16 protein-coding genes are annotated in these 23,556 nt (G+C 51.6%); 14 read left to right on the plus strand and 2 right to left on the minus strand.

All coding sequences use genetic code 11. The features are described from left to right. Nucleotides 1-2 precede the first annotated feature (2 nt). Nucleotides 3-971, plus strand: coding sequence for an ROK family protein (locus IEY46_RS08100; RefSeq protein WP_188990805.1), 969 nt, complete (start codon nt 3-5; stop codon nt 969-971). 139 nt (nt 972-1,110) lie between these two features. Here the strand turns inward: IEY46_RS08100 and IEY46_RS08105 are convergent, their stop codons facing one another. Both IEY46_RS08105 and IEY46_RS08110 read right to left on the minus strand, forming a co-directional pair. Further along, nucleotides 1,111-2,052 carry an FmdB family zinc ribbon protein gene (locus tag IEY46_RS08105; protein ID WP_188990807.1) on the minus strand — a complete coding sequence of 314 codons (942 nt, stop codon included), beginning with the start codon at nt 2,050-2,052 and terminating at the stop codon, nt 1,111-1,113. Beyond that, nucleotides 2,049-2,204: a hypothetical protein gene (locus tag IEY46_RS08110; RefSeq protein WP_188990809.1), complete on the minus strand. Its 156-nt coding sequence runs from the start codon at nt 2,202-2,204 to the stop codon at nt 2,049-2,051. The genes IEY46_RS08105 and IEY46_RS08110 overlap by 4 nt, the downstream gene beginning before the upstream one ends. Nucleotides 2,205-2,356: 152 nt before the next feature. Between IEY46_RS08110 and IEY46_RS08115 the strand changes: the two genes are divergently transcribed. From IEY46_RS08115 to IEY46_RS08175, 13 genes are all read left to right on the plus strand, one after another. After that, nucleotides 2,357-4,135 carry a vWA domain-containing protein gene (locus IEY46_RS08115; protein ID WP_188990811.1) on the plus strand — a complete coding sequence of 593 codons (1,779 nt, stop codon included), beginning with the start codon at nt 2,357-2,359 and terminating at the stop codon, nt 4,133-4,135. Between the two features lie 52 nt (nt 4,136-4,187). Beyond that, nucleotides 4,188-7,577, plus strand: a complete 3,390-nt coding sequence (locus IEY46_RS08120; RefSeq protein WP_188990813.1) for a tubulin-like doman-containing protein — start codon at nt 4,188-4,190, stop codon at nt 7,575-7,577. A gap of 2 nt (nt 7,578-7,579) precedes the next feature. After that, entirely contained in the window at nt 7,580-10,009 is a 2,430-nt protein-coding gene (locus IEY46_RS08125; RefSeq protein WP_188990815.1) for a transcription initiation factor TFIID, read from the plus strand. Between the two features lie 60 nt (nt 10,010-10,069). Beyond that, nucleotides 10,070-11,356, plus strand: coding sequence for a vWA domain-containing protein (locus tag IEY46_RS08130; protein WP_188990817.1), 1,287 nt, complete (start codon nt 10,070-10,072; stop codon nt 11,354-11,356). A 22-nt stretch (nt 11,357-11,378) separates the two neighbouring features. After that, nucleotides 11,379-12,014: a beta-mannanase gene (locus tag IEY46_RS08135; protein WP_188990819.1), complete on the plus strand. Its 636-nt coding sequence runs from the start codon at nt 11,379-11,381 to the stop codon at nt 12,012-12,014. 276 nt (nt 12,015-12,290) lie between these two features. Further along, a complete protein-coding gene (locus IEY46_RS08140; protein ID WP_188990821.1) occupies nt 12,291-13,550 on the plus strand; it encodes a TRAFAC clade GTPase domain-containing protein in 1,260 nt (419 codons plus the stop codon). After that, nucleotides 13,550-16,561 (plus strand): GAP1-N2 domain-containing protein, encoded by a 3,012-nt coding sequence (locus IEY46_RS08145; RefSeq protein ID WP_188990823.1) that lies wholly within the window; start codon nt 13,550-13,552, stop codon nt 16,559-16,561. The genes IEY46_RS08140 and IEY46_RS08145 overlap by 1 nt, the downstream gene beginning before the upstream one ends. 541 nt (nt 16,562-17,102) lie before the next feature. Further along, nucleotides 17,103-17,888, plus strand: a complete 786-nt coding sequence (locus tag IEY46_RS08150) for an enoyl-CoA hydratase/isomerase family protein (protein WP_188990825.1) — start codon at nt 17,103-17,105, stop codon at nt 17,886-17,888. 46 nt (nt 17,889-17,934) lie between these two features. Beyond that, complete coding sequence (locus tag IEY46_RS08155) at nt 17,935-19,122, plus strand: CaiB/BaiF CoA transferase family protein (RefSeq protein WP_188990828.1); 1,188 nt, start codon at nt 17,935-17,937, stop codon at nt 19,120-19,122. 24 nt (nt 19,123-19,146) lie between these two features. Next, nucleotides 19,147-20,325, plus strand: a complete 1,179-nt coding sequence (locus IEY46_RS08160) for an ABC transporter substrate-binding protein (protein WP_188990830.1) — start codon at nt 19,147-19,149, stop codon at nt 20,323-20,325. Nucleotides 20,326-20,423: 98 nt separating this feature from the next. Next, nucleotides 20,424-21,767: an ABC transporter substrate-binding protein gene (locus IEY46_RS08165; protein WP_188990832.1), complete on the plus strand. Its 1,344-nt coding sequence runs from the start codon at nt 20,424-20,426 to the stop codon at nt 21,765-21,767. Nucleotides 21,768-21,855: 88 nt separating this feature from the next. Next, on the plus strand, nt 21,856-22,734 hold the full coding sequence (locus IEY46_RS08170) for a carbohydrate ABC transporter permease (RefSeq protein ID WP_188990834.1): 879 nt from the start codon (nt 21,856-21,858) through the stop codon (nt 22,732-22,734). Further along, nucleotides 22,734-23,549: a carbohydrate ABC transporter permease gene (locus IEY46_RS08175; RefSeq protein WP_188990836.1), complete on the plus strand. Its 816-nt coding sequence runs from the start codon at nt 22,734-22,736 to the stop codon at nt 23,547-23,549. Before IEY46_RS08170 ends, IEY46_RS08175 begins: the two co-directional genes overlap by 1 nt. The last annotated feature ends 7 nt before the right edge of the window (nt 23,550-23,556 follow it).

The following is a 23,556-nucleotide window of genomic DNA, read 5'->3' on the forward strand; positions in this document are numbered from 1 at the left end:
AGATGGGCATTTATTCTCACGACCCGGCATCCTTATATGCGATCGGTGTGGATATAGGGGGGACGAAGATCAATGCCGGCATCATCAGCCATGATGGCAAGACGCTTTATTCCGAAAGCCTTCCAACGCGGGCGGGCGAGAGTCCGGTCGTGGAACGGATTGCCATTGCGGTGTCCCGCCTACTGGCTTGGGCGTATGGGAACGACCCGCGGATCGCTCTTAGGGGAATAGGCATCGGGACTGCAGGGCAGGTCGACTGGCAGACAGGGACGATCCGGCACGCATCCGAATTGCTGCCGGGGTATACCGGCACGCCATTGAAGGCGTTTATGGAGCAAAGATTTGGCATGCCCGTCCATGTCGATAACGACGTCAATGTCCTGGCCTTGGCCGAGTTGTATGCCGGCGCGGGCAAGGATATCAGGCAGATGATCTGTCTGGCACTTGGAACGGGAATCGGCGGTGTCATCGTTGACGACGGTAAAATTATGCACGGCAAATGGGGAGGTGCCGGTGAAATCGGTCATATGAGCATCGATTTTCGCGGGCTTCCCTGCATTTGCGGCAGCAGAGGCTGCCTTGAGGCCTATGCGTCCGGAACCTCAATCGCAAAGCGGATGAATGAACGGCTGGCCGAAAGGGGCACGCAAGCTTCGGATGGACCGCGCAATACGCGAGGGATCATCGCAAGCTGGCTTTCGGGGGATCCCGACGCGACCGCAATCATGGACGACGCGTTCGAAGCGCTTGGAGCAGCAATCGCAAGCCTGCTTCACATCTGCAATCCGGAGCTGATTATTATCGGCGGAGGACTCGCGGATGTCGGCGAACCGCTGCTGCGGCGAATCGAGGAAGAAACGCACAAGCGGGCGATGTCTTCCTTTCAGTCCGGCGTCCGGATTCTGCCGTCCAGCCATGGAAGCTTGGGCGGCATGATTGGGGCTGCAATGCAGTTGTGGGAATATGAATAAGACAATAGCCCAGGTTGGGCAATCCTATAACCAGCTTGCCAATAGAGAAGGGGCTGACCCAAAAACCATCAGGTTTTTGGGTCAGCCCCTTTGTGTTATACCAAAGCATGGACAACATCAGATTCAACTAACCGCCACATCACCTGTTATCGCGCTGGAAGTCTTCATCCCATTTGTACTTTTCGTTGTAAATGGTCATAACCTCTTCATATAAGGGGCCGTTATTCGCGGTCTGGCTGCTTTGTATCATTCGATAGAGCCGCAGGAAACGGTCTTTGGGAAGCTTGCGCGCATAGCGCAGCAGCAAATGCGGATAAAGCGTAATATATCGCTTCATTCGGACTACGGCACCAGCAACGCCGATGAGAATGCTCTCGCCATGTTCCATTTTCAAAATCTGGGCCTCATGCAGCAGGATATACCGGAACGCATTTTCTTTCAGCAGGTCCCGCCTTATTTTCGCGAGTTCTCCAATATATTCGACAAGGTCGGAATTAAAATGATTCATCAGGAGCGGGTCCAGCATGAGATCCATATCTTTGCGCAGCACAAACGATTGCAGCAGCAGAATTTGCTCGATCCGAAGCTGGTCCGTATGGACAAGTGCTCCGATTTCACGCAGCATTTCATAGGCAAGCGGTTTATTGCCGCTTTCAAACACTTTAATGGCCGCCTCCCGGTCCTTAACAAGGCCGTTACAGAGGGCATAAGCCTCATTTTGAAATAATTTTTCCAATTGTACATGCAATAAAGCAAACTTCGTCCGCCGCTGAATCGTCCATAATAGAGCGAGCAGCAGCAAGCTTCCTGCAACAAACAGGATCGTCTGTTTTGTGGACTCGCTCAGCGCTATGCCGACAAGCATGATCAACAATACGACGAACCAATCTTTCCACATGGAGCGCTGCAGCATGGAGGCAGCCCTTTTCTCCACGTTTTGCAGGGCAGCATGGCCGCATACCGGGCAATCCGCCTCTCCCAGCACAGTGAAATGATTGCAGCGGCGGCAAATTTTAAGCTTCCTATAAGGGTAGCGTGTTTTAATATAAGGAGTCAGCAGTACCGGCAGCTTCTTCATCATTCGCGGTCACGCTGCCCGCTGCTTCTCAGGATGGAAATGACCAGCTTATTAAGCTGCTCGGGAGAAGGTGTTCTTTTCAGGCGTGAACGGTAGATAATAGCTTTGAAGATGACATAAAGAAACAAAATTCCAAGACAGACGTATGTAACCATATGCTGTTCCTCTCATACCGTAAAAGTGATTTCCGGGAATCTATCAGTTATACTTACATTTATAGTATATCATTATAAGGGTAGCGGTGACTAACCGTGACTATTGGACCAGCATAACAGATCTGCTTGTCCTATCGCGAAGGAGTACAAACATGAATCGACTTAGACGTATTTCACTTCAAATTATTGCGGTCTCCGCCGCTGTTCTGCTGCTGCCTTTCATCAGCTTATCCCCGGTGCATGCAGGACAGGATACCTCTCAAATCGATGCGGTGCTGGTGCTCGATGTGAGCAAATCGATGAGCACAAGCGATCCGGGGAAAATCGGGAATGAAGCGATGAAGATGTTCATCGATATGCTGTCGGAGCAGGGCAATCAGGTTGGAATCGTGGCCTATACCGATCAGATCGAGCGTGAGAAGGCTCTGCTTAATATCAAGTCGTCAGCGGATAAAAAGAATCTCAAGAGCTTCATTGACCAATTGAACCGCGGCGCCTATACGGATATCTCCGTCGGCGTGAAGGAAGCGATACAAATTCTCGACGATGGAGCCGATCCCAATCACGAACCAATGATCATTGTGCTTGCTGACGGCAACAACGATTTCAATGCCAGTACGGGCAGAACACAAGCCAAGTCCGATGCGGATATGGACAAGGCCATTAAAGAAGCGAATGACAGCGGAGTGCCGATTTACACGATTGGGCTGAACGCGAACGGCAAACTGAATGAAGCGGCATTGGCCAGAATTTCGGATCTGACCGGCGGCAAGTCGTTTGCTACCGCCTCGGCAGATGATCTGCCGAATATCTTGAGCGAAATATTTGCCAGCCATCTGGAATTGAACGTTGTGCCGGTCGATTCCATTACTGCGGACGGAAGCTACCAGAACGTGAAAATTTCCGTGCCTAATGCGAATGTGCTGGAAGCGAACATTTCCATTATGTCAGCCAAGCCTGTTGAGGCGAAGCTTGTCGATCCGTCCGGCAGCTCAATTGCGATCCCTTCGGATAATGTCCTGCTGTCGAAGTCGAAGAGCTACACCTTGCTCAAGCTGCTTAAGCCGTCTGAGGGCGACTGGACCCTGCAGATCAAAGGCGTGAAGCGCGACAAAATCGACATTAATCTCGTCTTTAACTATGATTTGACTCTGGCGATAGACCCCCTTGCATCGACAACCTATTCGCAGGGCGATAAGGTGCCATTCAGCTCTTATCTGGTTAGCGGCGGAAAAAAACTGGAGGATAAGACGCAATACAGCAACATGAGCGCGGTGCTGCTCGTTAAAGATTTGGATACCGGTACAACCCAGGAATTTCCGATGGAAAATGCCGGCGATCATTTCGAGGGAACGTACAAGGTGGCCGAGAAGCATGACTATGAAATCAGAGTGAAGGCCAAGGAGGCAAGTTTCTTCCGCGAGACGGATCCGGTAACCATAACGGCTAAGGCAGGGACATCGGGGCAAACAACTACGCAGCCGGCTGGCAATGATAAGAAGCCGTTTCCGGTTGTCCCTGTCATTCTAGGCGTTGCAGGTCTTGCGGTCTTGCTTGTAGCTGCTTATTACGTGCTGAAGCTCTTGAAGCAGGCGAACCGCGGTTTTGTCGGGCAACTCGTCATTGAAATTCGCGATGAAAATACAGGCGACAAAACCTCACCGCAGTACAAAAAATTGTCCGCCTTCAAGGGAAAGCTGCTTCTCCACCAGCTGCTGCAGCTGGCGCCTGAGCTGAAGGAGACTGATAAAGTGGTCTTTAAACCGGGCAGCAACGACCGCATTGTGCTGCATAATGGTTCCACGTGCACGGTTGAGAAGTCGGGAAGGGCGGTCGATGCCTCCCGCGATTTGGAAATGAAGAGTGGGGACCGCATTACGGTAACGCTTGCGCAAGTGGACAAAACCATATTTATCGAATACCTCGTATAATAGTACAAACCCAATAAATAGAGACGCAAATAACCTGAGGAGGTCATAACAAATGAAACCAATTGTAAGGGAACATATACAGCAGTTGGACGTTTCGCTCGGCGGAGGTATTGTCAGCGAGAAAATCCGGGTGGATACGATTGATAACCCGATCTTGATTATCGGACTGGGCGGCACCGGCATCGATGCGCTGCTGCGTTTGAAATATCAGATCAACCGCCGCTTTAAGCTGCCGGCGGATCCGGTCTCCAAAAGAAAACGCGATAAACCCGACAATGTGGAATTCCTTGCCTTTGAAACAAATGAACAGGACCGCAACAAGAAGTATAGAGGGATTGGTTTGGATCCGATCAATGAATTCGTGCTGCTGTCCAATGCCGAGGTCGGAGGACTGCTGCAAAACCGCAGTATCCTGGAGCCCTACATTACCGATTGGCTGTCGCCGGAGCTGAGCATTACCGATGGGATGAACGGTGCGGCCGGCGTGCGCCAGGCAGGACGGCTGCTGTTGTTTACGAAGATCAACCAGGTCGTGCAAAGCATCGACAAAAAAATCAAGACGTTGTCTGTCGGCACGAATAAGAAGCTGATGGTATTTCTGCTAACCGGCCTATCCGGCGGAACGGGCAGCGGCTGCTTCCTCGATATTTCGTATATCGTCAGAGGCATCATTGAGCGCGATCACGGCTCGGCGGGAATTGACCGGGTCAATACGCTTGGTTATTTGTTCACGCCGGATATTAATCTGGCCAATAAAAGCCTGAGCGATCATACGCGCGAGTACATTAAGAAGAATGGCTATGCCGCACTGAAAGAACTGGACTACTGGATGAATGTGGACAGCCGCGGAGAACGGTTCAAGCAGCAATACGGCAGCATTCTGAACGTTAACTCGCCGCTTCCGCCATTCAACTTATGCCATCTCATCTCAGCTACCAATGCGGAAGGCAAGCTGCTCGAAAATGCCTATGATTACTGCATGAATGTGACAGCGGAGAATATTACGAACTTTATTTCCAGCGAGGAAAAGCAGTCCGGCGAAGAATTTGCCATTCATGACTATATCAGCAACATTCGGACGAACATCGCCCAAATGAACAAGATGTATCCGGCCAATTACGACTACAACATTATTGGAGCTTCCTCAGCGGTTCTGCCGATTGAAGAAATGACGACGTATCTGGCCTACCGGCTCTTCAATAAAATGGATAAAATGTTCGAGAAAGCGCCAAGCCAGGACGATGTGGAGAAGTTTGCCCGCAAGCTTGGAATCGATCTCGATACGATGATGAAAACATTCGATTCACGCGTGCCCGAGCCGCTGCCGGGTTTTGAGAACAGCGAGCGCTTAAGCTACAGCAACGTAATCAAAATGCAAGCCGTGAACATGGATACCGAGCTGGAACAAAACTTTCTGGCCCGTGCGCGCGAGGAATATATCAAAGCCAAAAAACAGCTTCCAGGCGAGATTGTCGGGCAATTTACCGAACAAATCCGGCGCACGTTTCTTCATCCTGAGCAGGGACCGTTCTATGTATCCCGTCTCATCTATACCGAGAAAGGCTTTTGTTTGCTGAAGATGCTGCTCTCTTATATTGAGACGCTGCGCGAGGGACTGCTTCGGCTGCCGCGGGAAATCGAAGCGGCCAGAGAACAATCAGAGGAGCGCATGGGCGATGCGAAGAGCGCCTTTGTCTCCAAGGATAAGAAGAAAAATAACTATATTGAAGCGAAAATCAATGAATACTGGCTGCACGCCGATGTTGAGCGGATGGAGCAGCTGATTGAATTTTATGAGGATCTGCACCAGCTGCTGAACAACGAGAACAACCGGATCTATAATGTGTTCACGGAAATTTTAAACGTGCTGAATTCGATTTTTGCCAAAAACGGCGACCTTCTCACAAATGGGGAAGAGCAGGCCGACCATAAAGGCAACAAAACCTATTATTGGAATATTGTCGGCGTGCCGGATATTTCCGATGTGATCAGCCGTTTAATGGATAAGAAAGACGGGGACGATCTGATCCGCGATTTCACGCAGGAGCTGCTGGACCATTCGAATTTGTGGGTGAAGGAACAGGAAATCGATATCGTCAGCTCGATCTCCGAATTTCTTACCGATAAATTCGGCGACCTGATTACAAAATCAATGGAAGAATTCCTTGTCATGAAGTATGGGAACGATGAATCGATTGAGAAATTTGTCGAGCGCCATATTGCGAGCAAGCTGGATGAGGAAGCCGTACCGGTATTCCATCTGAGCAACAGCTCGGGCAATCTGCATGTTCCATCATGGGGCTTCGTATCGGTGCCTGTGCAGGCGCCCAGCATTTTGCGTGGCATCCGGAACTATCAGAATAACTCGATCGGCAAATCCCATTTCACAATCAAGGAAAGTGAAGTGAAAAACCGGATATTCTGGTTGAATACGAGGAATGGCGTGCCTTTGTTTGTTTACACTCCGTTGAAGGTATATGAGGAAAACTACGAGCGCACGATTCTGGACAAGGAAGGCATCGGACGCCATCTTGTACAGACGGACCGGGTCAATTGGACGTATTTGCCGTCGCCGATTCCAGAGAAATCCTGGGGAGATACGTACGTCAATCCGCGCGTGAAGAGCTATAACTCAAGAGTGCGCGCCGAGTTTGGAAAAGCAGAACGCTACCGCATTATTGAAGAGAAAGGCATCGATAATAACACGAGCAGCCGATATTCCGTTCGTTTCTCGAAACCATTTCAGCTGTCTGATGCGCTAAAACCTTTCAATATGCAGCTGGATGCGGATAAACCGAATCTGGGCGAAGTCAAACGGGCGTTGAATGAGCTGAAGCGGATTCTATCCGAAGGGCTGGACCATGAATCAACCAAGGATATATTCGGCAGCTTTACCGAAGAGCTCGCGCAGGAAAATCTCATCCGTTCGCCGGAGCTGCTTGCACGTGTCCGTGAGGAACTTGCGAAATACGAGTCCATTTCGGCGAAGACGGCTGAGCTTGAGGCGCTGCTTCTTCAGCATCAGGATGAGGAGAAATGGCTCGATCAGTTTATCGAGGCTTTGTACACGGAGACGATCACCAAGAAAGGCGCGCTCTACTTGTACGACCGTGAGCCGGAAGAGGAAGCGTGGCCGCCTTTCGCTAATTTAATGAAGAGCAGCAGCTATGTCGAATATGAGGTATTCGAGAGCTTCCGGAAGCTCGATGACAAGAGCCGAAGCACACTCATGCGCAAAGCGGCGCGGCGGGTAACGGAACTTACGGCTACGGAGGATACGGCCCTGCTGCTGGCCAAGCTTGAGGAGCTCCTCGCCACGTTCCTTGATGCGCGCGAGCGTCTTGAATATGAGAAGATCGAGCTGGCTAACGGCGACGATTTGCACCGGTTCTATAAGGAAATGACAACCAGGCTTAATGAAATTCGCAGGAAGTTGAAATAGTGATGAGAGCAATGCTGGAACGATTTGCGTCCGACTATTCGGCAGCCGAGCAGCAAATAAGCGGTCTTGAGGATGATCAGAGCAGCATTCATTATCCGACCGTCTTTCTATATATCGGTGATGAGGCGGGGCATGCGATAGATCCGATGATTCAGTCGAATGAAATGAAGTGGGATAACAATGCCGGGGTTATTTACTTTCATGTAACATCGGGTGAAACGGATGCCGGCGTCGCAAGTGGCCATCAGGCTGATCACATTTCAACACACAGCAGTAATAATGATGGCCGATCCGCTCCCAAAGTCATGCGGGTTGGGCTAACCGGATTAGCGACGGGGTATAGCGATAACCGGACAAGACGCAAGGACATAGGAGCCGCTTTCCAGGGAGAAGAAAGCTATTTAATCAAGCTTAACCGGGCTCTGAGGCAGGTCAGCGATACGATTGCAGATTACGGACGTCTGTACGCCTCCTTTGATCGTCTTCACCTGGCCGTTATCACAAGGGTTGACGACCCGCTCAATGTGCTTGTACCGGAAATATCGCTGCTTGCGCAAGCGATTTTTCTGCAGCTGTTCAAATCGGTGCAAATGGATCTGTATGCGTTGATTACCGAACGGGAGCAATCGGAGACATTCGGATATGCCAGCGCGGCGGGAATCAGCTTCCTGAGGGAGCTTGAAGGCATGCAGCGGCCGGATTATTCGTACTCCGCGCCGCTGCTCATGACCGGAGACGGCTTATCCATTCCGGTTACCCATAAGGCGTCTGCATTGTTTGACCTTGTCTATGTCTTATCCGACCGCAACGAGCGGGGGATTACAACCCTGAACGGGATGAGGGACAACTATGAGATCATTTGCCATATTCTGTTGTTGAAGAACAGGAACAGGAAAGATGCCCAGGTCCAGTCCAATGACGTGAGTTACAATAACTCATCTTTCAAAAACAGTCTGATGTCCGAATCGGGCAGGCAGGGTTTCGTCTCGGCAGGGCTGGCTAAGGTGAAGCGTCCCAATTATTCGATTGCTTTAACTGTGCTGTACCATTTTCTCAAGCAAATTAAAGCGCGGCTGCAAAATGCGCCCGAACCAGGCATGAAGGAGAAGTTGGCCTTGTTCGGGCTTGATTCCGCTGCGCTTGCGGCGCGGGTGGACGCCCTCGTTCCGGAAGAGGATAAACTGGCCGATATGACGGGGCTCTTGACTAGCGGCATCCGGTTTGATCAGCTGCGGCGCATGTCGCTGCGCGAGGCCGAAGAAGCTTTGTTCGGTGAAGGCTGCGACAATTTCTTCCGAAATCATTTTACTCGTCAAGCCGAGGAACGTCTTGGGTTGACAAATGCTGCACAAGAGCTGCGGCGAAGCGTTAACCGTACGATACAGGAACAACCGCAGATCAGCTTTTATCAACTTTCCGAGTGGACAGGCGAGAAGAATGAGGCAGGCAGTGTGCTGGAAGCCGTGCGCTCGCGGATGCGAGATTTGGTCCGAGAAATCGATCTCGCCCGGGATGAGCTTCAGCAAACCCGGGAAATGCGCGTCGAGGACTTGAAATTTCAACGGCTTCCATTTATGGACAAGCAGAATTTACGCGCCTTTATTCGCGCTTTTCTCGATACAGTCTATCTGCTGAAATGGAAGCTGCTGCGTTTGGAGACTGAGCTTGACTTGGTCCGGAGGTTCGCGAGCGAGCTGGAGCATATGCACGAGGAATACCGAATCCGCGTTGTACAAATGTCGGCGCTTGCGGAAGAGTTCAAGGCGGCGGCGCTGCAAAGCATTCAATCCGCAGATGACTATATCGGACAAAATATATTCGAATATTATGAGCGTGTTACCGAGAATGCGATGATGGAGATCGAAGAGAAGCGTGGTGCATCGGTATTCTTCGAGGAGCGGCACTTGGGCAATGTGTTGGAGCTTCTTGTGCAAGGCGGACAAGCATTTGCAGAGCGAATGACTATGGTTTGCCGCAAGCTCATATTGACCGCAGAGCCCTTTGCCCAGACCTTTGAGGAGGAACTTCTGCTGCGGGCGAATGTATCTGTTGATTACAACAACCGCAAGGCTCTATCAAGGGACGAGCTGTTCCATCGTCTCTACCGGACACTTGAGGATAACGCGGTTATTCATATCCGACTCCTCGATTACACACATGAACACCGATACGAGGAAAAATACTTGTTCGGAGACCGGGAGACCGAGTTTATCCGCTATGCACTTGGCGTTGACGAAACGTCCCGCATTTACAAGCTGGGCTGTGTGCATGAGAAGCGCAGCAGCGGGGTTGAGAAATTGAATATTATGGGCGGCTTTCACTTGGAAGATTTGATGTATTATCGAAACGGCAAAGTCTATTATGAGACCTATTTACAGAATGGATATGAATTCCATACGCTTCATCCATCGCTTCTGCCTGAGCTTCGCTAAACCGGGATACATGGATAATCGCTGCGGTCCATTAACTAGAGCAGAAAGGGGCTGTCATTCATGCAAAGAAAAATAAATATGCTGCTTCTGTTGTTCAGCTTAATAGGCGGAGCAATTGGATTCGCGGTCGGCGAAGTTTTGCTCAGCTCGCTGCTGGGAGATTGGCCGCGTTTTATCGTCGTCGGTCTCTATTTTGGCGTTCTCGCATTGTGTATTGGACTATCCTGTCTGATTGCCGAAATGATTGCCCCCCGTTTGAACGGGTCTTCCTGGAGACAACGCTATACCGGTTTATCCTGGAAGCTTCTCGTGCCGGCAACGCTTGTATTGCTGTTTATAGTCGGCGGTATGCTTCAGCTTATTTACGGGCTGCAGTTTGGAGGCACGAAGCAGGTGAAAGATATCGTGCTTGTGATAGACAATTCGGGAAGCATGCTGGAGAACGATCCGGACAATGAGCGATATGCCGCGGCAAAGCAGTTGATTACGAACATGACAAGCGACAAGCAGGTGGCTGTCGTTGTTTTTAGCAATACCGCCGAATTGCTGCAGCCCTTTATTCGTCTGCGCTCGGAGGCCGACAAACAGTCAGTAAATACCGCCATTGATGCACTCGAACCGACTGAGGGAGGAACCGACTTCAGCCTGGCACTGGCGGAAACGCTGAAAACGATCGAAAGCCAGAAAAATGCCAATCGCGGCACAATGGTCATCCTACTGTCAGACGGCTTCAGCGAATCGAGTATTAATCAGCAGATCGAGACTTATAAAGAGAAGCAAATCGCCGTCAATACGATTGGTCTCAGCGTTGCAGATGCCAGAGGCTCCGCTTTGCTGAAGCAAATGGCCGATTCCACGGGAGGAAGCTATTACGATGTATCGGAAGCAAAGGGACTGACACTCGTCTTCCAAAATATATACGATAAGCTCGATAGCCGGACATTATTAACAGAACGTACAGACGCGATAGCAGACAGCACCTTTTACATGCTGCTTCGTATATTGTCGCTGGGCATTATCGGAATAACTGTCGGGGTATCGCTGGGATTGTTGTTCGACAACCGCTTCCTGGCGGTAAGCTTTGGCGCTGGCGGTCTCGTCGGCGGTTTGCTGGCAGGTTATATTCTGGATACTGGCTTATCCGGGCATGGGTTCACGGACGGATTCTGGCGTTTTGACGCTGCGCTTATACTGGCGGCTATTATCGGATTATTTACGCTCATTGTTCCAATCAGCGAAAATTCCGGCACAAGGCCCCGTGGCGGCGGAAGAAAACGAATCGGCAAGGACATGCCCGCTGCGGGCATGGGTGGACGGACAAAGGATAGCCGCAGTCATGGATTTTAAACGATGCGGGGGGCGGATATAAATGCGGTTTATCGATGCGGAGCATGATTCTCCGGTCATCAGCGGCTTGACCCGCGAGGTCGAAGAGGACATGTGCACGCTGCGCTGGATTTGGCCGCGCAGCATAGATGCGGTGTACATCCGGAAAACTTCAGCAGAGCAAACGGAGCCCGCCGCCGGAGATACGGCCAACCTGAAGCTGTATACGAGAGCGGAATATAAAGCGAATAACGGCTACCACAGCCGGATTGAAGGTATCGGGCGTTATTGCTATACGGTTTATGCCTGCCAGGAAGGGAGCGGCGGCCCCCAGCTTGTCCTGCAGCAGGATCGCGGGAACAGCATCGAAATCAGTTCCGGCAGGGCTAAAATATATTATACGATTTCGGATAAAAGCGGTTTTTGGAGAAAATTCAAAACGATTCAAATTCAGGTGACGTCAGAGGTCCCGATCGCGAAGGACGTACTCTGCTATGTCAAAAAGCAGGGTGGATATCCCGTGAATAAAGAAGACGGTCTGTTGTATCCGTTTGTCGCGTCATTTGCAGCAGGCAGGAACGTACTGCCTGCCATTGAAGTTGGTAAACAGGATCATATCCGGTTGTTTTTCACCGATGGCCGGAAATACGGGCAAATCTATGAGTTGATTTCCGTTTAGAAGTCCGGTGAATAATAGGCGAAGCAGGAGGAAAACGATCTGGAGAAGCGTTAGCTGCAAGCTTTCAGCAAGAAAGCTGCTTCGGAAGCATTCGCTTCCGGACTTTGTACCCTGAATTTATCCCATAGGGTGCAAAGCGGTTCGTAATAGAAATAGTGAACCGCTTTGCACCAGAGGTATCCAAATTCAAAAATTCAAGGGTACAACAGCGATCGGAAGACGTTTCCGCATGCACGGCCTAATCACCAGACTACTAAGAGAAGGAGGAAGAAGCGAATGGGCATTTTCGATCTATTCAAAAAAAAGCCGGAGGCGAAGCAACGGCCGTTGTTCTATGATATTGTCTGTCCCTACTGCTTCAGCAAATTTACGCCGGAAGATGTCGTGTTTCGAGCTGCCCATTCCCGTGAGGACGATGAGGATTATGCGCTTGGCGAAGACGAGGAACTGAACAAATACCGCGAACGCTTTGGCCTCGATTCCGTGCATGATATGGAGGCGGTGCTCCGTCCGCAGGATGTGCCCGAGGAGCATCGGATCTACTCCGACCATGTGCTGATCGGGATCAATGACCGTTATGGCGAGCTGACACGCAGAAGGCTTTGTCCGAGATGCCATAACGAGCTTCCGGTGACGGCTGGCAAGGTGCCCAGCAATATTATTTCCATAATAGGCGCGTCCCAGGTTGGCAAATCGGTCTATATGACGGCATTGATCCATACGCTGCAGAACACGACGGCGAACCATTTCGATGCCGCCTGCATGCCGCTAAACGCCGAGATCAGCCGAAAGTTCCGCACCAATTACGAGGAACCGTTATTCGAGCGCGGCGATCTGCTTGCTTCCACTCAGAAAGAGAAAATGCAGGAACCGTTTATCTTCCAATTCGTCTTTAAAGACGTTACGAAGCCGCCGCTTACGCTCGTGTTCTTTGATGTGGCAGGCGAGGGTATGGTCGAACAGGATTATCTTGGGCTGCATGGCCAGCATATTAAGAACTCGGCTGGCATTCTGCTGATGGTCGATCCGCTGCAAATTCGATCGATCCGCGAGAAAATCAGAATGAACCTCGGCGACAAGCCGGGAGAATGGGTCTCCCAATACGACGAGCCGCGCGACGTGGTGCTGACGATGTTCGGCGATTTCATCGCTTATCAGGAAAATAATAAAACGGATATTCCGACAGCCGTTGTGCTGACGAAAAGCGACATGCTTCATTCGCTGAAGGATGAAGATGGCGAATACATTAAATCGAACAGCAATATTTTCAATAATATCGTGCACCGCAATTTCTTCAACTTGACGGAATTCGAAAATATCGACGGCGAAATCCGCCGCTTCATCGAGAAGGTCGACCGGCCGTTCAAAGGGACTATGGACGTCTATTTCAAAGACACGGCTTATTATGCAGTATCCGCACTGGGCAGCAATCCCGTGGATCAGAAGCTGCAGACCGTCGTCAGTCCAATCCGGGTGGACGAGCCCTTCATTTGGCTGCTTTACAAGCTGAACTACATCGAGGGGAGAAGAGAATAGTGCGCGATTCTAACCCCGGCAGGATGATCCAGCAGCAGATGTATGCACGGGAAAGACGCGGTATTTTCAGGTCTGCTGAAGGATATGATACGATCGCCAAATCCAGCGGCTTAGACCCTTCTTTTATCAAAAAAGTGCTGCATCCGTTATGTGTCTATGATGCCCCGGCTGAACTGGCAGCGCGCGGCGAGAAGGACGAAGCCGCATATCCCGAAACGATGCATTTGCTCCATCTGGATAATGGCGATATTGTGCTTGGGCGCAGCATCTATCAGGCAGCGGATTTCACCGGGCTCCGCAGTGCGTTCTTCACACATAACTATATCATACCAAGCGGTCACGAAAGCGGATCCGAAAGGGATTATGAGAATTGGCTGCATGCCTACTTCGCGGATCGTTATGATATCGATAACGGCACGGAAATTGCAGAATTAGCCAGCCTGCCGATTCAATCGGCTGCAGCCGCTAAATTTCCCTATCGTTCCTTGTTGGAACAGTTGAACATAGGAGAGAAGGCATTTAAGCAGCTGCTGTTTGCGGTAATGGCCGCAGTCGGCGGCAAGAAGAAGATTTACATTGCCCTCGATGTGCCGATTGCGCAGGTTTCTATTCAAGCCAAACAGCTGCTGGCGCTGCTTTATCAAAGCTTGCCTTACGCCTATCGCAAGCAGCTTGGTTTTATCACCTATGCAAAAGAGCCACAAAGCCGGAAATCGGTGCACATTACATTCGTTGAACAGGGGAGCCTGCGCCCGGGGGATCGGAGCATCGAGAAGGATTATACGTTTGATTTCGTTAACGGCCGAATCATGAATGTCGATTTAGAAAGTATGGACCAGCCGTATTTGGATTTCGCATGGGACAATCTGGGGCGGCCTGAACGTGCGGACAGCTTCTTCCAATTTGCCGAGCTGATGCTTGCAAACATGGGTCCGGAACGTCAAATCGCCGCGGCAAGCTATCATGAGTTATGCGTCATCTATCAAATTGAGCAAGGAAACGATACGCTGTACGAAACGCATAAATCTGCGGTGCTGCGGGGATTGATCGATTATTTACAGCCAATCCGTTCGCTGGATTCCAAACTGCGGTTGAATGATTTGTTCCTGTCCCGTTTTGATTATGAATTTGATCGTTTGCGGAAGGGCCAGGTGCCGGAACCGTTCATTGCAGATGCTTTTAAGGAATATAACCGCATCGACGGAAATAATATCGAAAGTAAATTGGTTACTTTTTTCATCCTGGCCCTTAACAATGCGAATCGGAAAAACGATCCTGAGACTGCCGAGACCTTCTATACAACCATAGAGAGCAGTCCTGACTTGAGTAAATCATTCTTCGCAAAGCTGCTGACGGATTCGCGAACAGCTGACAGCCTGTTCATTCCCTTTCTGGAGAAGAAGCTTATGGCTGCAGGGGGAGCGCAAATCGTTCTGCAGCTGATCGAGCAGTGGGGAAACGTCCATCCGGGGCTTTTCCGTTATGAATTATTCCATACACTTGCGCACGAGCAGTTGATGGAGAAGATCGCCCGTGAGCATCACTCGTTAGCGGCGGCAGATAAGATTCTCGAGCAGCTGCGCAGGCTGAAAGATGAAGCCTCTTCAGGAATAAAGAAACAGCTGCTTTCGCATGAAGATGTTGAGTTGTACCAGGACCTGGAGCTTGAAGTTTACCGCGCGATGCTTGCCGGTCTTGATCTGGACAAGCTTTCCAAAGATCAGCTCGCATCTGTGGAGTTCCTTCAGCATAAGGATCAGATTCAGCGCTGGAACGTACAACTGCAGGTTCCAGGGCATAAATCCGCCGCATATGAGCTGCTTACGCTGTACGAATGGTTCACGCTGCCAGAGCCGACAGCAGCAATATTCAATCGATTGTCCTCGACAGAGGCAGAGCGGGTGCAGCGGATTGGCCGCCGGCTGTTGGCTGGACAGGTGGAGCCCGCCGGGTTTTCGCGGATCGTGCTTGCTTATTTGCGCAGCCCTGAAATGGAAACCGTAGATTATGCAGGGCTGCTCGAATATATGGAGCAGAACGCTCCGGATAAAGAGACCCTGTACCGTTTTTTTCAGTGGTCGGAGAAGCATCGTGATTTCATGCGGCCAAGAGGTTTCGTGCCGGCGTACTCGAAAGCTATTATCGGTTATTTTCTGAAATATGACCGGAATGCTTTCAAAAAGCGGGCGAATCGGAAGCTGCTTCTCAATATGTCGGGAACCTCCCTTACAGCTGTATATAAGCAGGCGGAGCTGGAGCTTTCCTCGCCGCTGGCCAAATTTTTTCGCAAGAATCGTAAATTGACGATGTTTACTTCCATTATGGCAGTAGGCATTGTTCTGGTGATCGCCGGGCTCCTCGCATTATCCGGCAAGGAGGAAGCGAAGCAAGAGGGTGCGGCTTTGCCTGAGGTGCAGCCAACGACTGAACCAGGCGTCGTTGAATCAGATACGGTTGTATATGCGGAGCAATCTCCGGCTACCGAGGGGCAAGCGGCGGCAACCTCCCTGGTTTTCTTGTTCAAGGACGCGGCTGCTTGCAGCCGTTTTGCGCCTGGTTCATTAACGATCGAGCCGCCGGGTGCTGAAGCGATTGAATATACGGAGCTTGAATTTTCTCCCGCCTGCAGCGATGATGTGCCGGGAAACAATACGACGGACAATCAAGCCGGGGAACCGTCGCAGCCGACGGGATCTGCAGATGCACCAACGGCGGATTCCGCAACTCCACCGGCAGCTTCGAATGAAGAAACGCCCGATGCAGGGGCTGCGGTTGATACTGGCAGCAGTGAAAAGACCGGATCAGCCAATGATGGCACCTCCGAATCGGAGAATACTGCAGGAACGATCTCGGAGCCAGAGCAAAGCGGCAGCATGGAGGATGAACTGGAAGGCTACACCAGCCGGGTTGTTGTCCGCCTCGGCAAGCAGGCTGAGATTCCGGATGATAGCATTATCCAGGTAGGAGAAGCCAAATACAAGCTTACGGTACTGAAAGTTGTTGATAAATAACGGGCGGGGATAAACAAGAAAGCTGAAGAGCTTCAATTTTCCCAACGAACCATCTTTCGGGATATCGATCCCGATGGAAGTATGACGATGCGAATTCCTGATTATAAGCCGCTGGAAGCTCGATGGCTTTGGCCCATACTTCTTAGTTCGGCTTCGGCGCCGAAGTCATGGGGCCTTTTGCACTGCGAGGGATACTAAAAGAACAGCTTCAAAATACGCTCCAACTTTATGAAGAAGGATCCTAAAAGAACAGCTTCAAAATACGCTCCAACTTTATGAAGAAGTATGACAGACAGTTGTCATACTTCTTTCATTTGTCGAATCATCCGGTACAATTGCATATAACCTTCCCCGAAAAACCTTGCTGTCGCCATTGTCGGTACATCAAGGTTTTTCGGCATGGCATCGCCGCGGACACCGACCTGCTGAATTCGACTAATGTTTCGTTATCGAAGTTAAATATCGGTTATATAATCTTGCTCCCCCCGACCTTATGATGAGGTTGTAAGAAGTTTACCTTTCAACGAAGGGGGTTGATGGAATGAGGTCTTCCTATAAATATTTGCAGCAGGACGAGCGGGAAGGCGTGCTTCTCGCGACCATTCGGCGGGAAGAGAAGCTCAATGCGATGAACGACGACTTGATGGCTGAACTGACCGACTGCTTTCAGCGCCTTCAAGAGCGGCACGATATCCGGGCAGTCGTCCTGACCGGCACGGGAAAAGGGTTTATGGCCGGGGCTGATATCGAGGGATATAACGGCTTCGATATCGGTCGTTTTATCGCGTTCCAGCAGAAGGGGCGCAGCTTGTACCGTGCAGTCGAGAGCTGCCCGCAACCTGTCATCGCGGCCGTTAACGGTTACGCGTTAGGCGGAGGATTCGAGCTCGTGCTCTCCTGCGATTTGGTCATTGCCTCGGAGAAGGCGAAGTTCGGGCTTCCGGAAGTGAAGCTGGGACTCGTGCCTGGGGGAGGCGGTATTCAGAAAATCGCGCGGATCGTCGGTCCGTTCATGGCAAGAGAGCTGACGATGACCGGACGGTTCGTGACAGCGGAGGAAGGCAAGTCGCTGCAGTTCGTTAATCAGGTAACGGAACCGGACGAGCTGCTCGAAACCGCGACCGCGTTCGCGCGAACGATCGCGGATCAGGCGCCGTTGGCCGTACAGGCGTTGAAGAGACTGATTCACGAAGGCCGGGACGCTAGTCTCGAAACCGCGCAAGCGTATGACCGGTCTTATCTCGCCAACCTGTTCCATAGCGCGGACGGGAAAGAAGGCATCGCGGCTTTCTCGGAGAAAAGGACACCCAATTTTACCGGTAAATAAGCCGCTTCCTTGCGCGCGGGCCGAGGAAAGAGTAGGAGGATGAACAATGGATAAGGCGCTTGCTGGCGTTAAGATTTTGGATTTTACGCATTTGCTGCAAGGACCGTTTGCTACGCAAATGTTCGGGGACCTCGGTGCGGACGTGATTAAGATCGAACGTAAAGGCACCGGGGACAGCTACCGGGCCTGGACGTTCTTGAAATATTGGGTCGGCGGAACCGAATCGCCGTGCTATTTGGCTTTTAACAGGAATAAGCGGTCGCTGGCTTTGGATCTTAAAGCGGCCGCAACGAAAGAAATCATCGGCAAGCTGGTGGCGGAATGCGACATCGTGGTGGAGAACTTCCGTCCGGGGGTCATGCAGAAGCTCGGTTTCGGTTACGAGGATCTCAAGAAAATCAATCCGCGGATCATTTATTGCTCCAGTACGGGTTACGGGCAGGACGGCCCTTACGCCGATCGTCCCGGTCAGGATTTGATGATCCAGTCGCTGAGCGGTCTTACGACGCTGACGGGACGCCATGAAGATCCGCCGATCCCGCTAGGTACGGGAATCGCCGATCAGCTCGGCGCGTACAACATCGTATACGGGCTGCTGTCGGCTTTGTACTACAGGGAGAAAACCGGCAAAGGACAGAAACTGGAGATCAATCTATATCAATGCTTGCTGACTCACCAGCTGCAAGAGTTCGCCGTTACGCTCAATTCGGGTAAGCTGTTCGATCGCCCCCATTCCGGCATCGCCCACCCGGGGCAATCGGCGCCGTTCGGCATTTACCGTACGGCCGACGGCTATATGTGCATCTCTGTCAATCCGATTCCGGTACTGGCCGAGGTGCTCGAAGACGAGGGTTTGAATGCTTATGACGATCCCCAAACGCTCTACGATAAGCGTGACGAAGTGTTTTTCCGCATCCAAGCGAGCGTGGTGAAGAATACGACGGCGTATTGGGTGGAGACAATGCTGAAGCGGGATATGTGGGTATCCGAAGTCAAAAACCACCTCGAAGCCGAACTGGATCCGCAAGCGGTCCATCTTGGCGCGTTCGCTTCCTACGAGCATCCGACCGCCGGGACGGTACGAACGGTCAACATTCCCGTGAAATTCAGTGAGACACCCGGGGAGATCGATCGCCATCCGCCGCGGATCGGGGAACATAACGAGGAGATTCTGCGGGAACTCGGTTATTCGGACGAAGAGATTGCCGGCATGCAGCGCGACGGTGTTCTGTAATCGGCCGAACGGAGGTATTATTCGATGGTGAAGCTAAGAGGCATGACGTGGGACCATATCAGAGGTTATGCGCCATTATTGGCCGCGACGGAGAAGTTCCGCGAATCGCATTCGGGATTCGAGATCGCGTGGGATCGCCGTTCCTTAAAAGACTTCGGGGATTATCCGATAGACCGGCTCGCGAGGGAATACGACATCCTGCTGATCGATCATCCGCATGTCGGTATCAGTTCGAGTCAGAACGTGCTCGTTCCGCTTGATGACTCCATTCCCGCATCTTACTTGAGGGATCAGGAGGAGAACTCAGTAGGACCGAGCCACATCAGCTACCGGTGGGGAGATCGGCAATGGGCGCTCGCGGTCGACGCCGCCGCTCAAGTGGCGGCCTACCGACCCGACTTGATGAACGAGCAGGACCTACCGCGTACATGGCAGCAGGTGCTGGTTCTGGCCAAGCGGATGGCCGGAGCTACCGGAAGCCGAGTAGGGTGGCCTCTGGGCCCAACCGACGCCATGTGCAGCTTCTTGAGCCTATGCGCGGGCATCGACGGCCCGACGTTCTTCGACGAAGGCGTAGGAATAGAAAATTCCGTCGGCGAAGCTGCGATTGATCTGCTCTTCGAAATCCTACCGCATTTGCATCCGACTTCGCTGGACAGCAATCCGATTCAAATGTACGATCGGATGGCGTCCAGTGAAGAGATCCATTACATTCCTTGCGCGTTCGGATATACGAATTACGCCAGGCAGGGCTTCGCCGCGAAGCTTCTGCGTTTCGCCGACATTCCGGCGATTTCCCGCGAGCCCCGCGGCAGCTTGCTCGGCGGTGTCGGCATCGCGGTATCGGCATTCTCCTCGCATGTTCCGCTCGCGGTCGAATTCGCCATGTTCGCGGCAAGCGAAAACGTGCAGCGTACGCTTTACGTCGAGAGCGGCGGTCAGCCGGGTCATGCCGATGCTTGGTGGGATGCGAAAGCGAACGAGATGTGCGGCGGCTTTTTCCAGGGTACGCTGCGTACGATGGAATTAAGTTATATGCGGCCGCGCAACAAGTATTTCCCGGAATTCCAGGAGAAGGCCGGAATACTTTTGCACAAGGCGCTTAAGCGGAGATCCACAGGGAATTTCGACTCCTCTGCGGGCACCGTGGAAGCCATGAATTCGCTCTATCTGCAATGTCTGTCCGCCGAAAAAACTCATTAAGGTTTCGTTATCGAAGTTAAATCTCGGTTATATCCTATATTCATCCGCGCCATTATGATGAAATCGTAAACACTTACACATTATTGGGGGGTTCAGCTATGAATAAGAAGTTAATCGGTACCGGTACTGCAATTCTTGTAACCGCTAGCATTCTCGCCGGATGCGGCGGCAACAACACTCCTGCCGATTCATCGCCGGCTAACACGACGTCCGGTTCCGCATCGGCGGTATCGGACAAGCCGTTCGCGGGCCAGACGGTCACTTTGGTTACGGCCAACCATCCTTGGACTGAAGCGATCACGCCGCTTCTGCCGGAGTTCGAGGCTGCAACGGGTATTAAAGTCAAAGTCGAAAATTACTTCGAAGATCAATTGACGCAGAAGTTGACCGTGCAATTCACCGCGGGTTCGGAGACGCCGGACGTCTTCATGTACCGTCCACTCCAGGATGGCCGCCTTTTCTTCAAGAATGGATGGGTCGCTCCGTTAGACGACTATACGAAGGTAGATGCCGATTACGATTTCGCCGATATCTCCGCGTCGGCGGTCAACACAACAACGATCGATGGCAAGCTCGCCGGTATTCCGATCATTACGGAACGCGGCGTGTTGTACTACCGGAAGGATCTGTTGGAGCAAGCGGGTATTTCGGTGCCGAAGACGCTCGACGAGCTGGTCGCCGCCGCGAAGAAGCTGAACGATCCGGATTCCGAAATGTACGGCTTCGTCGCACGGGGCCAACGTTCTCCGCTCGTAACCCAGCTCGCTTCGTACATCTTCTCCGAGGGTGGGGACTACATCACCGATGGCAAAGCGTCCATCAATACACCCGAAGCGGTTAAGGCAATGACGACTTACGGCACGCTGCTTAAGGATTACGGACCTCCCGGCGTACTTAACATGTCTTGGCCGCAAGCGTTCGGCGCTTTCGCACAAGGCAAAGTCGCTTTCCTGACGGATGCGGATTCTCTATACACGAACGCCATCGATCCGGAGAAATCGAAGATCGGCGACAAAGTCGGCTTCGCATTGTTCCCGGCAGGAGCAGCGGGTTCCAAGCCGGTGAACGTAACGGCATGGGCACTGTCGATTAACGAGAGATCGAAGAATAAAGAGGCCGCATGGGAATTGATCCAATGGGCGACCAACAAGGAAAATGTCTTGAAGACGCAGCAGAAAGGAAATCCCGGCGCCCGGACTTCCGTATGGGACAACCCGGATGCGACGAAGACGTTCCCGGAAGAGCTGGTGCCGATCATTAAACAATCCATCGCCAATGGCGTAGGCCATGACCGTCCGCTCGTTGTGGCTGTCGGCGAAGCGCGCGACGCTGTCGGAGAAGTCGTCATGAAAGTGATCACCGGCGATAAGGACGTTCAAGCAGCGGCGGATAAAGCAAACGCCAATCTGCAAGCGATCATCGACAGGGACAATAAAAAGTAACTTTCTCTTATAGGGGCTTGAGACCCCGTTCAAGGGCCATAGGTTTTCGAACATGGCCCTTGAAACGGTTTTGGAAAGGATGATACGCATGGGTTATAATTGGACCGATCGCAACTTGAAATGGATGTACATCCTGCCCGCGCTTGTTTTTGTGCTTGTCATGATGCTGTTTCCGATTGGTTATACGGTATGGATCAGCTTTTACGAGTGGAGCATGTCCGCGGTTACGCCGCCGGAATTCGTAGGGCTCGCGAATTATATTGAACTGTTCAAGGACGAGCGGTTTTGGGACTCCGTATTTAATACGTTTTATTTTACTTTTGTCGCGTTGTTCGCCGAGATGGTTCTCGGTCTCGCGATTGCGGTGTTGTTCAATCGTTCCTTCAAAGGAAAAAATATTGCGAAAACGCTGTTCCTGCTCCCGATGGTCGCTACGCCTGTCGCCATGGGCCTCGTGTGGATGCTGATCTACGAACCGACGATCGGCGCCGCCAATACGATTCTGAAGTCGATCGGCATTGAGCCGCAGCTCTTTCTCGCTTCCATGACGCAAGTTATTCCGTCCTTGATCGTGGTCGACGTATGGCAATGGACGCCGATGGTCGCGCTTATTCTCATGGCGGGGTTGTCCACGCTGCCCGTGGATCCTTACGAATCGGCCGACGTGGACGGAGCAACCGCATGGCAGAAGTTCGTTCACATTACGTTGCCGCTGCTCAAGCCGACGATCATCATTGCTCTGATGCTCCGTTTAATAGACGTGCTAAAGACGTTCGATATCATCTATGCCACGACGCAAGGCGGTCCTAACTTCAAATCGGAAACACTTAATATTTATGGTTACGTGCTTGGCTTCCAATACTTCAAAATGGGATCAACTTCCGCTCTGCTTGTTATTTTCTTCTTGATCGTTATGGCGTTCACGCTGTTGCTGATCTGGTTGAAGAAACGATTGGAGGCGGCGTGATGAATAAGAAGAAAACGACGAAGTTCATTCTGGCGGCGTTGACCGTGCTTGTCCTACTCGTATTCGTGTTTCCATTCGTCTGGATGTTACTCGCATCCTTCAAGACGCAATCGCAGATTATGTCCAGTGACCAGACATTCGTATTTACGCCGACGACCGATAATTACGTCAACGTATTCCAACAATATGATTTCCTGAAATATATCGTGAACAGTATGATCGTCGCAGTCGTTTCGACCTTGCTGTCACTACTGCTCGGATTGCCGGCGGCTTATTCGATCGCCAAATACAGATTGCAGGGCCTTGGGCTCGTTATCCTTGTCGCCCGAATCGTGCCCGGCATTTCGTTCCTGATTCCGTGGTATATTATTTTCTCGAAATTAGAATTGGTAGACACCTATGTGTCGCTCGTATTGAGCCACATGCTGGTCGGCTTACCGTTCATCGTCTGGATCATGATCTCTTTCTTCGAGAAGCTTCCGCATGAGGTGGAGGAAGCCGGGGCGATCGACGGTTGCTCGCCCCATCAGGTGTTCCGGCGCATCGTGCTGCCGATGTCCGGCGCGGGTATCATTACGTCTTCTCTGTTGTCCTTTATTTTTTCGTGGAATAACTTTTTGTTCTCGATCATTCTAGCCGGCGATAAGACGAAAACGTTACCAATTGCAGTATTCAACTTTATGTCCTATGCTGAGATCAACTGGGGCGGGTTAATGGCCGCGGCCTGCATCATTACCCTTCCCGTGCTCGTTATAGCCTTGATCGCCCAGCGGTACGTGGTCAGCGGACTTTCCGCGGGTGCCGTCAAAGGATAAGGGATCT

This window comes from Paenibacillus nasutitermitis, assembly GCF_014641075.1.
Classification (GTDB): Bacteria; Bacillota; Bacilli; order Paenibacillales; family Paenibacillaceae; genus Paenibacillus_Z; species Paenibacillus_Z nasutitermitis.

What these genes read in the sequence shown, in the direction of transcription:
- IEY46_RS08100 (WP_188990805.1), top strand. Translation starts at nt 3, where the DNA reads ATGGGCATTTATTCTCACGACCCGGCATCCTTATATGCGATCGGTGTG.
- IEY46_RS08105 (WP_188990807.1), bottom strand. Translation starts at nt 2,052, where the DNA reads ATGATGAAGAAGCTGCCGGTACTGCTGACTCCTTATATTAAAACACGC.
- IEY46_RS08110 (WP_188990809.1), bottom strand. Translation starts at nt 2,204, where the DNA reads ATGGTTACATACGTCTGTCTTGGAATTTTGTTTCTTTATGTCATCTTC.
- IEY46_RS08115 (WP_188990811.1), top strand. Translation starts at nt 2,357, where the DNA reads ATGAATCGACTTAGACGTATTTCACTTCAAATTATTGCGGTCTCCGCC.
- IEY46_RS08120 (WP_188990813.1), top strand. Translation starts at nt 4,188, where the DNA reads ATGAAACCAATTGTAAGGGAACATATACAGCAGTTGGACGTTTCGCTC.
- IEY46_RS08125 (WP_188990815.1), top strand. Translation starts at nt 7,580, where the DNA reads ATGAGAGCAATGCTGGAACGATTTGCGTCCGACTATTCGGCAGCCGAG.
- IEY46_RS08130 (WP_188990817.1), top strand. Translation starts at nt 10,070, where the DNA reads ATGCAAAGAAAAATAAATATGCTGCTTCTGTTGTTCAGCTTAATAGGC.
- IEY46_RS08135 (WP_188990819.1), top strand. Translation starts at nt 11,379, where the DNA reads ATGCGGTTTATCGATGCGGAGCATGATTCTCCGGTCATCAGCGGCTTG.
- IEY46_RS08140 (WP_188990821.1), top strand. Translation starts at nt 12,291, where the DNA reads ATGGGCATTTTCGATCTATTCAAAAAAAAGCCGGAGGCGAAGCAACGG.
- IEY46_RS08150 (WP_188990825.1), top strand. Translation starts at nt 17,103, where the DNA reads ATGAGGTCTTCCTATAAATATTTGCAGCAGGACGAGCGGGAAGGCGTG.
- IEY46_RS08155 (WP_188990828.1), top strand. Translation starts at nt 17,935, where the DNA reads ATGGATAAGGCGCTTGCTGGCGTTAAGATTTTGGATTTTACGCATTTG.
- IEY46_RS08160 (WP_188990830.1), top strand. Translation starts at nt 19,147, where the DNA reads ATGGTGAAGCTAAGAGGCATGACGTGGGACCATATCAGAGGTTATGCG.
- IEY46_RS08165 (WP_188990832.1), top strand. Translation starts at nt 20,424, where the DNA reads ATGAATAAGAAGTTAATCGGTACCGGTACTGCAATTCTTGTAACCGCT.
- IEY46_RS08170 (WP_188990834.1), top strand. Translation starts at nt 21,856, where the DNA reads ATGGGTTATAATTGGACCGATCGCAACTTGAAATGGATGTACATCCTG.
- IEY46_RS08175 (WP_188990836.1), top strand. Translation starts at nt 22,734, where the DNA reads ATGAATAAGAAGAAAACGACGAAGTTCATTCTGGCGGCGTTGACCGTG.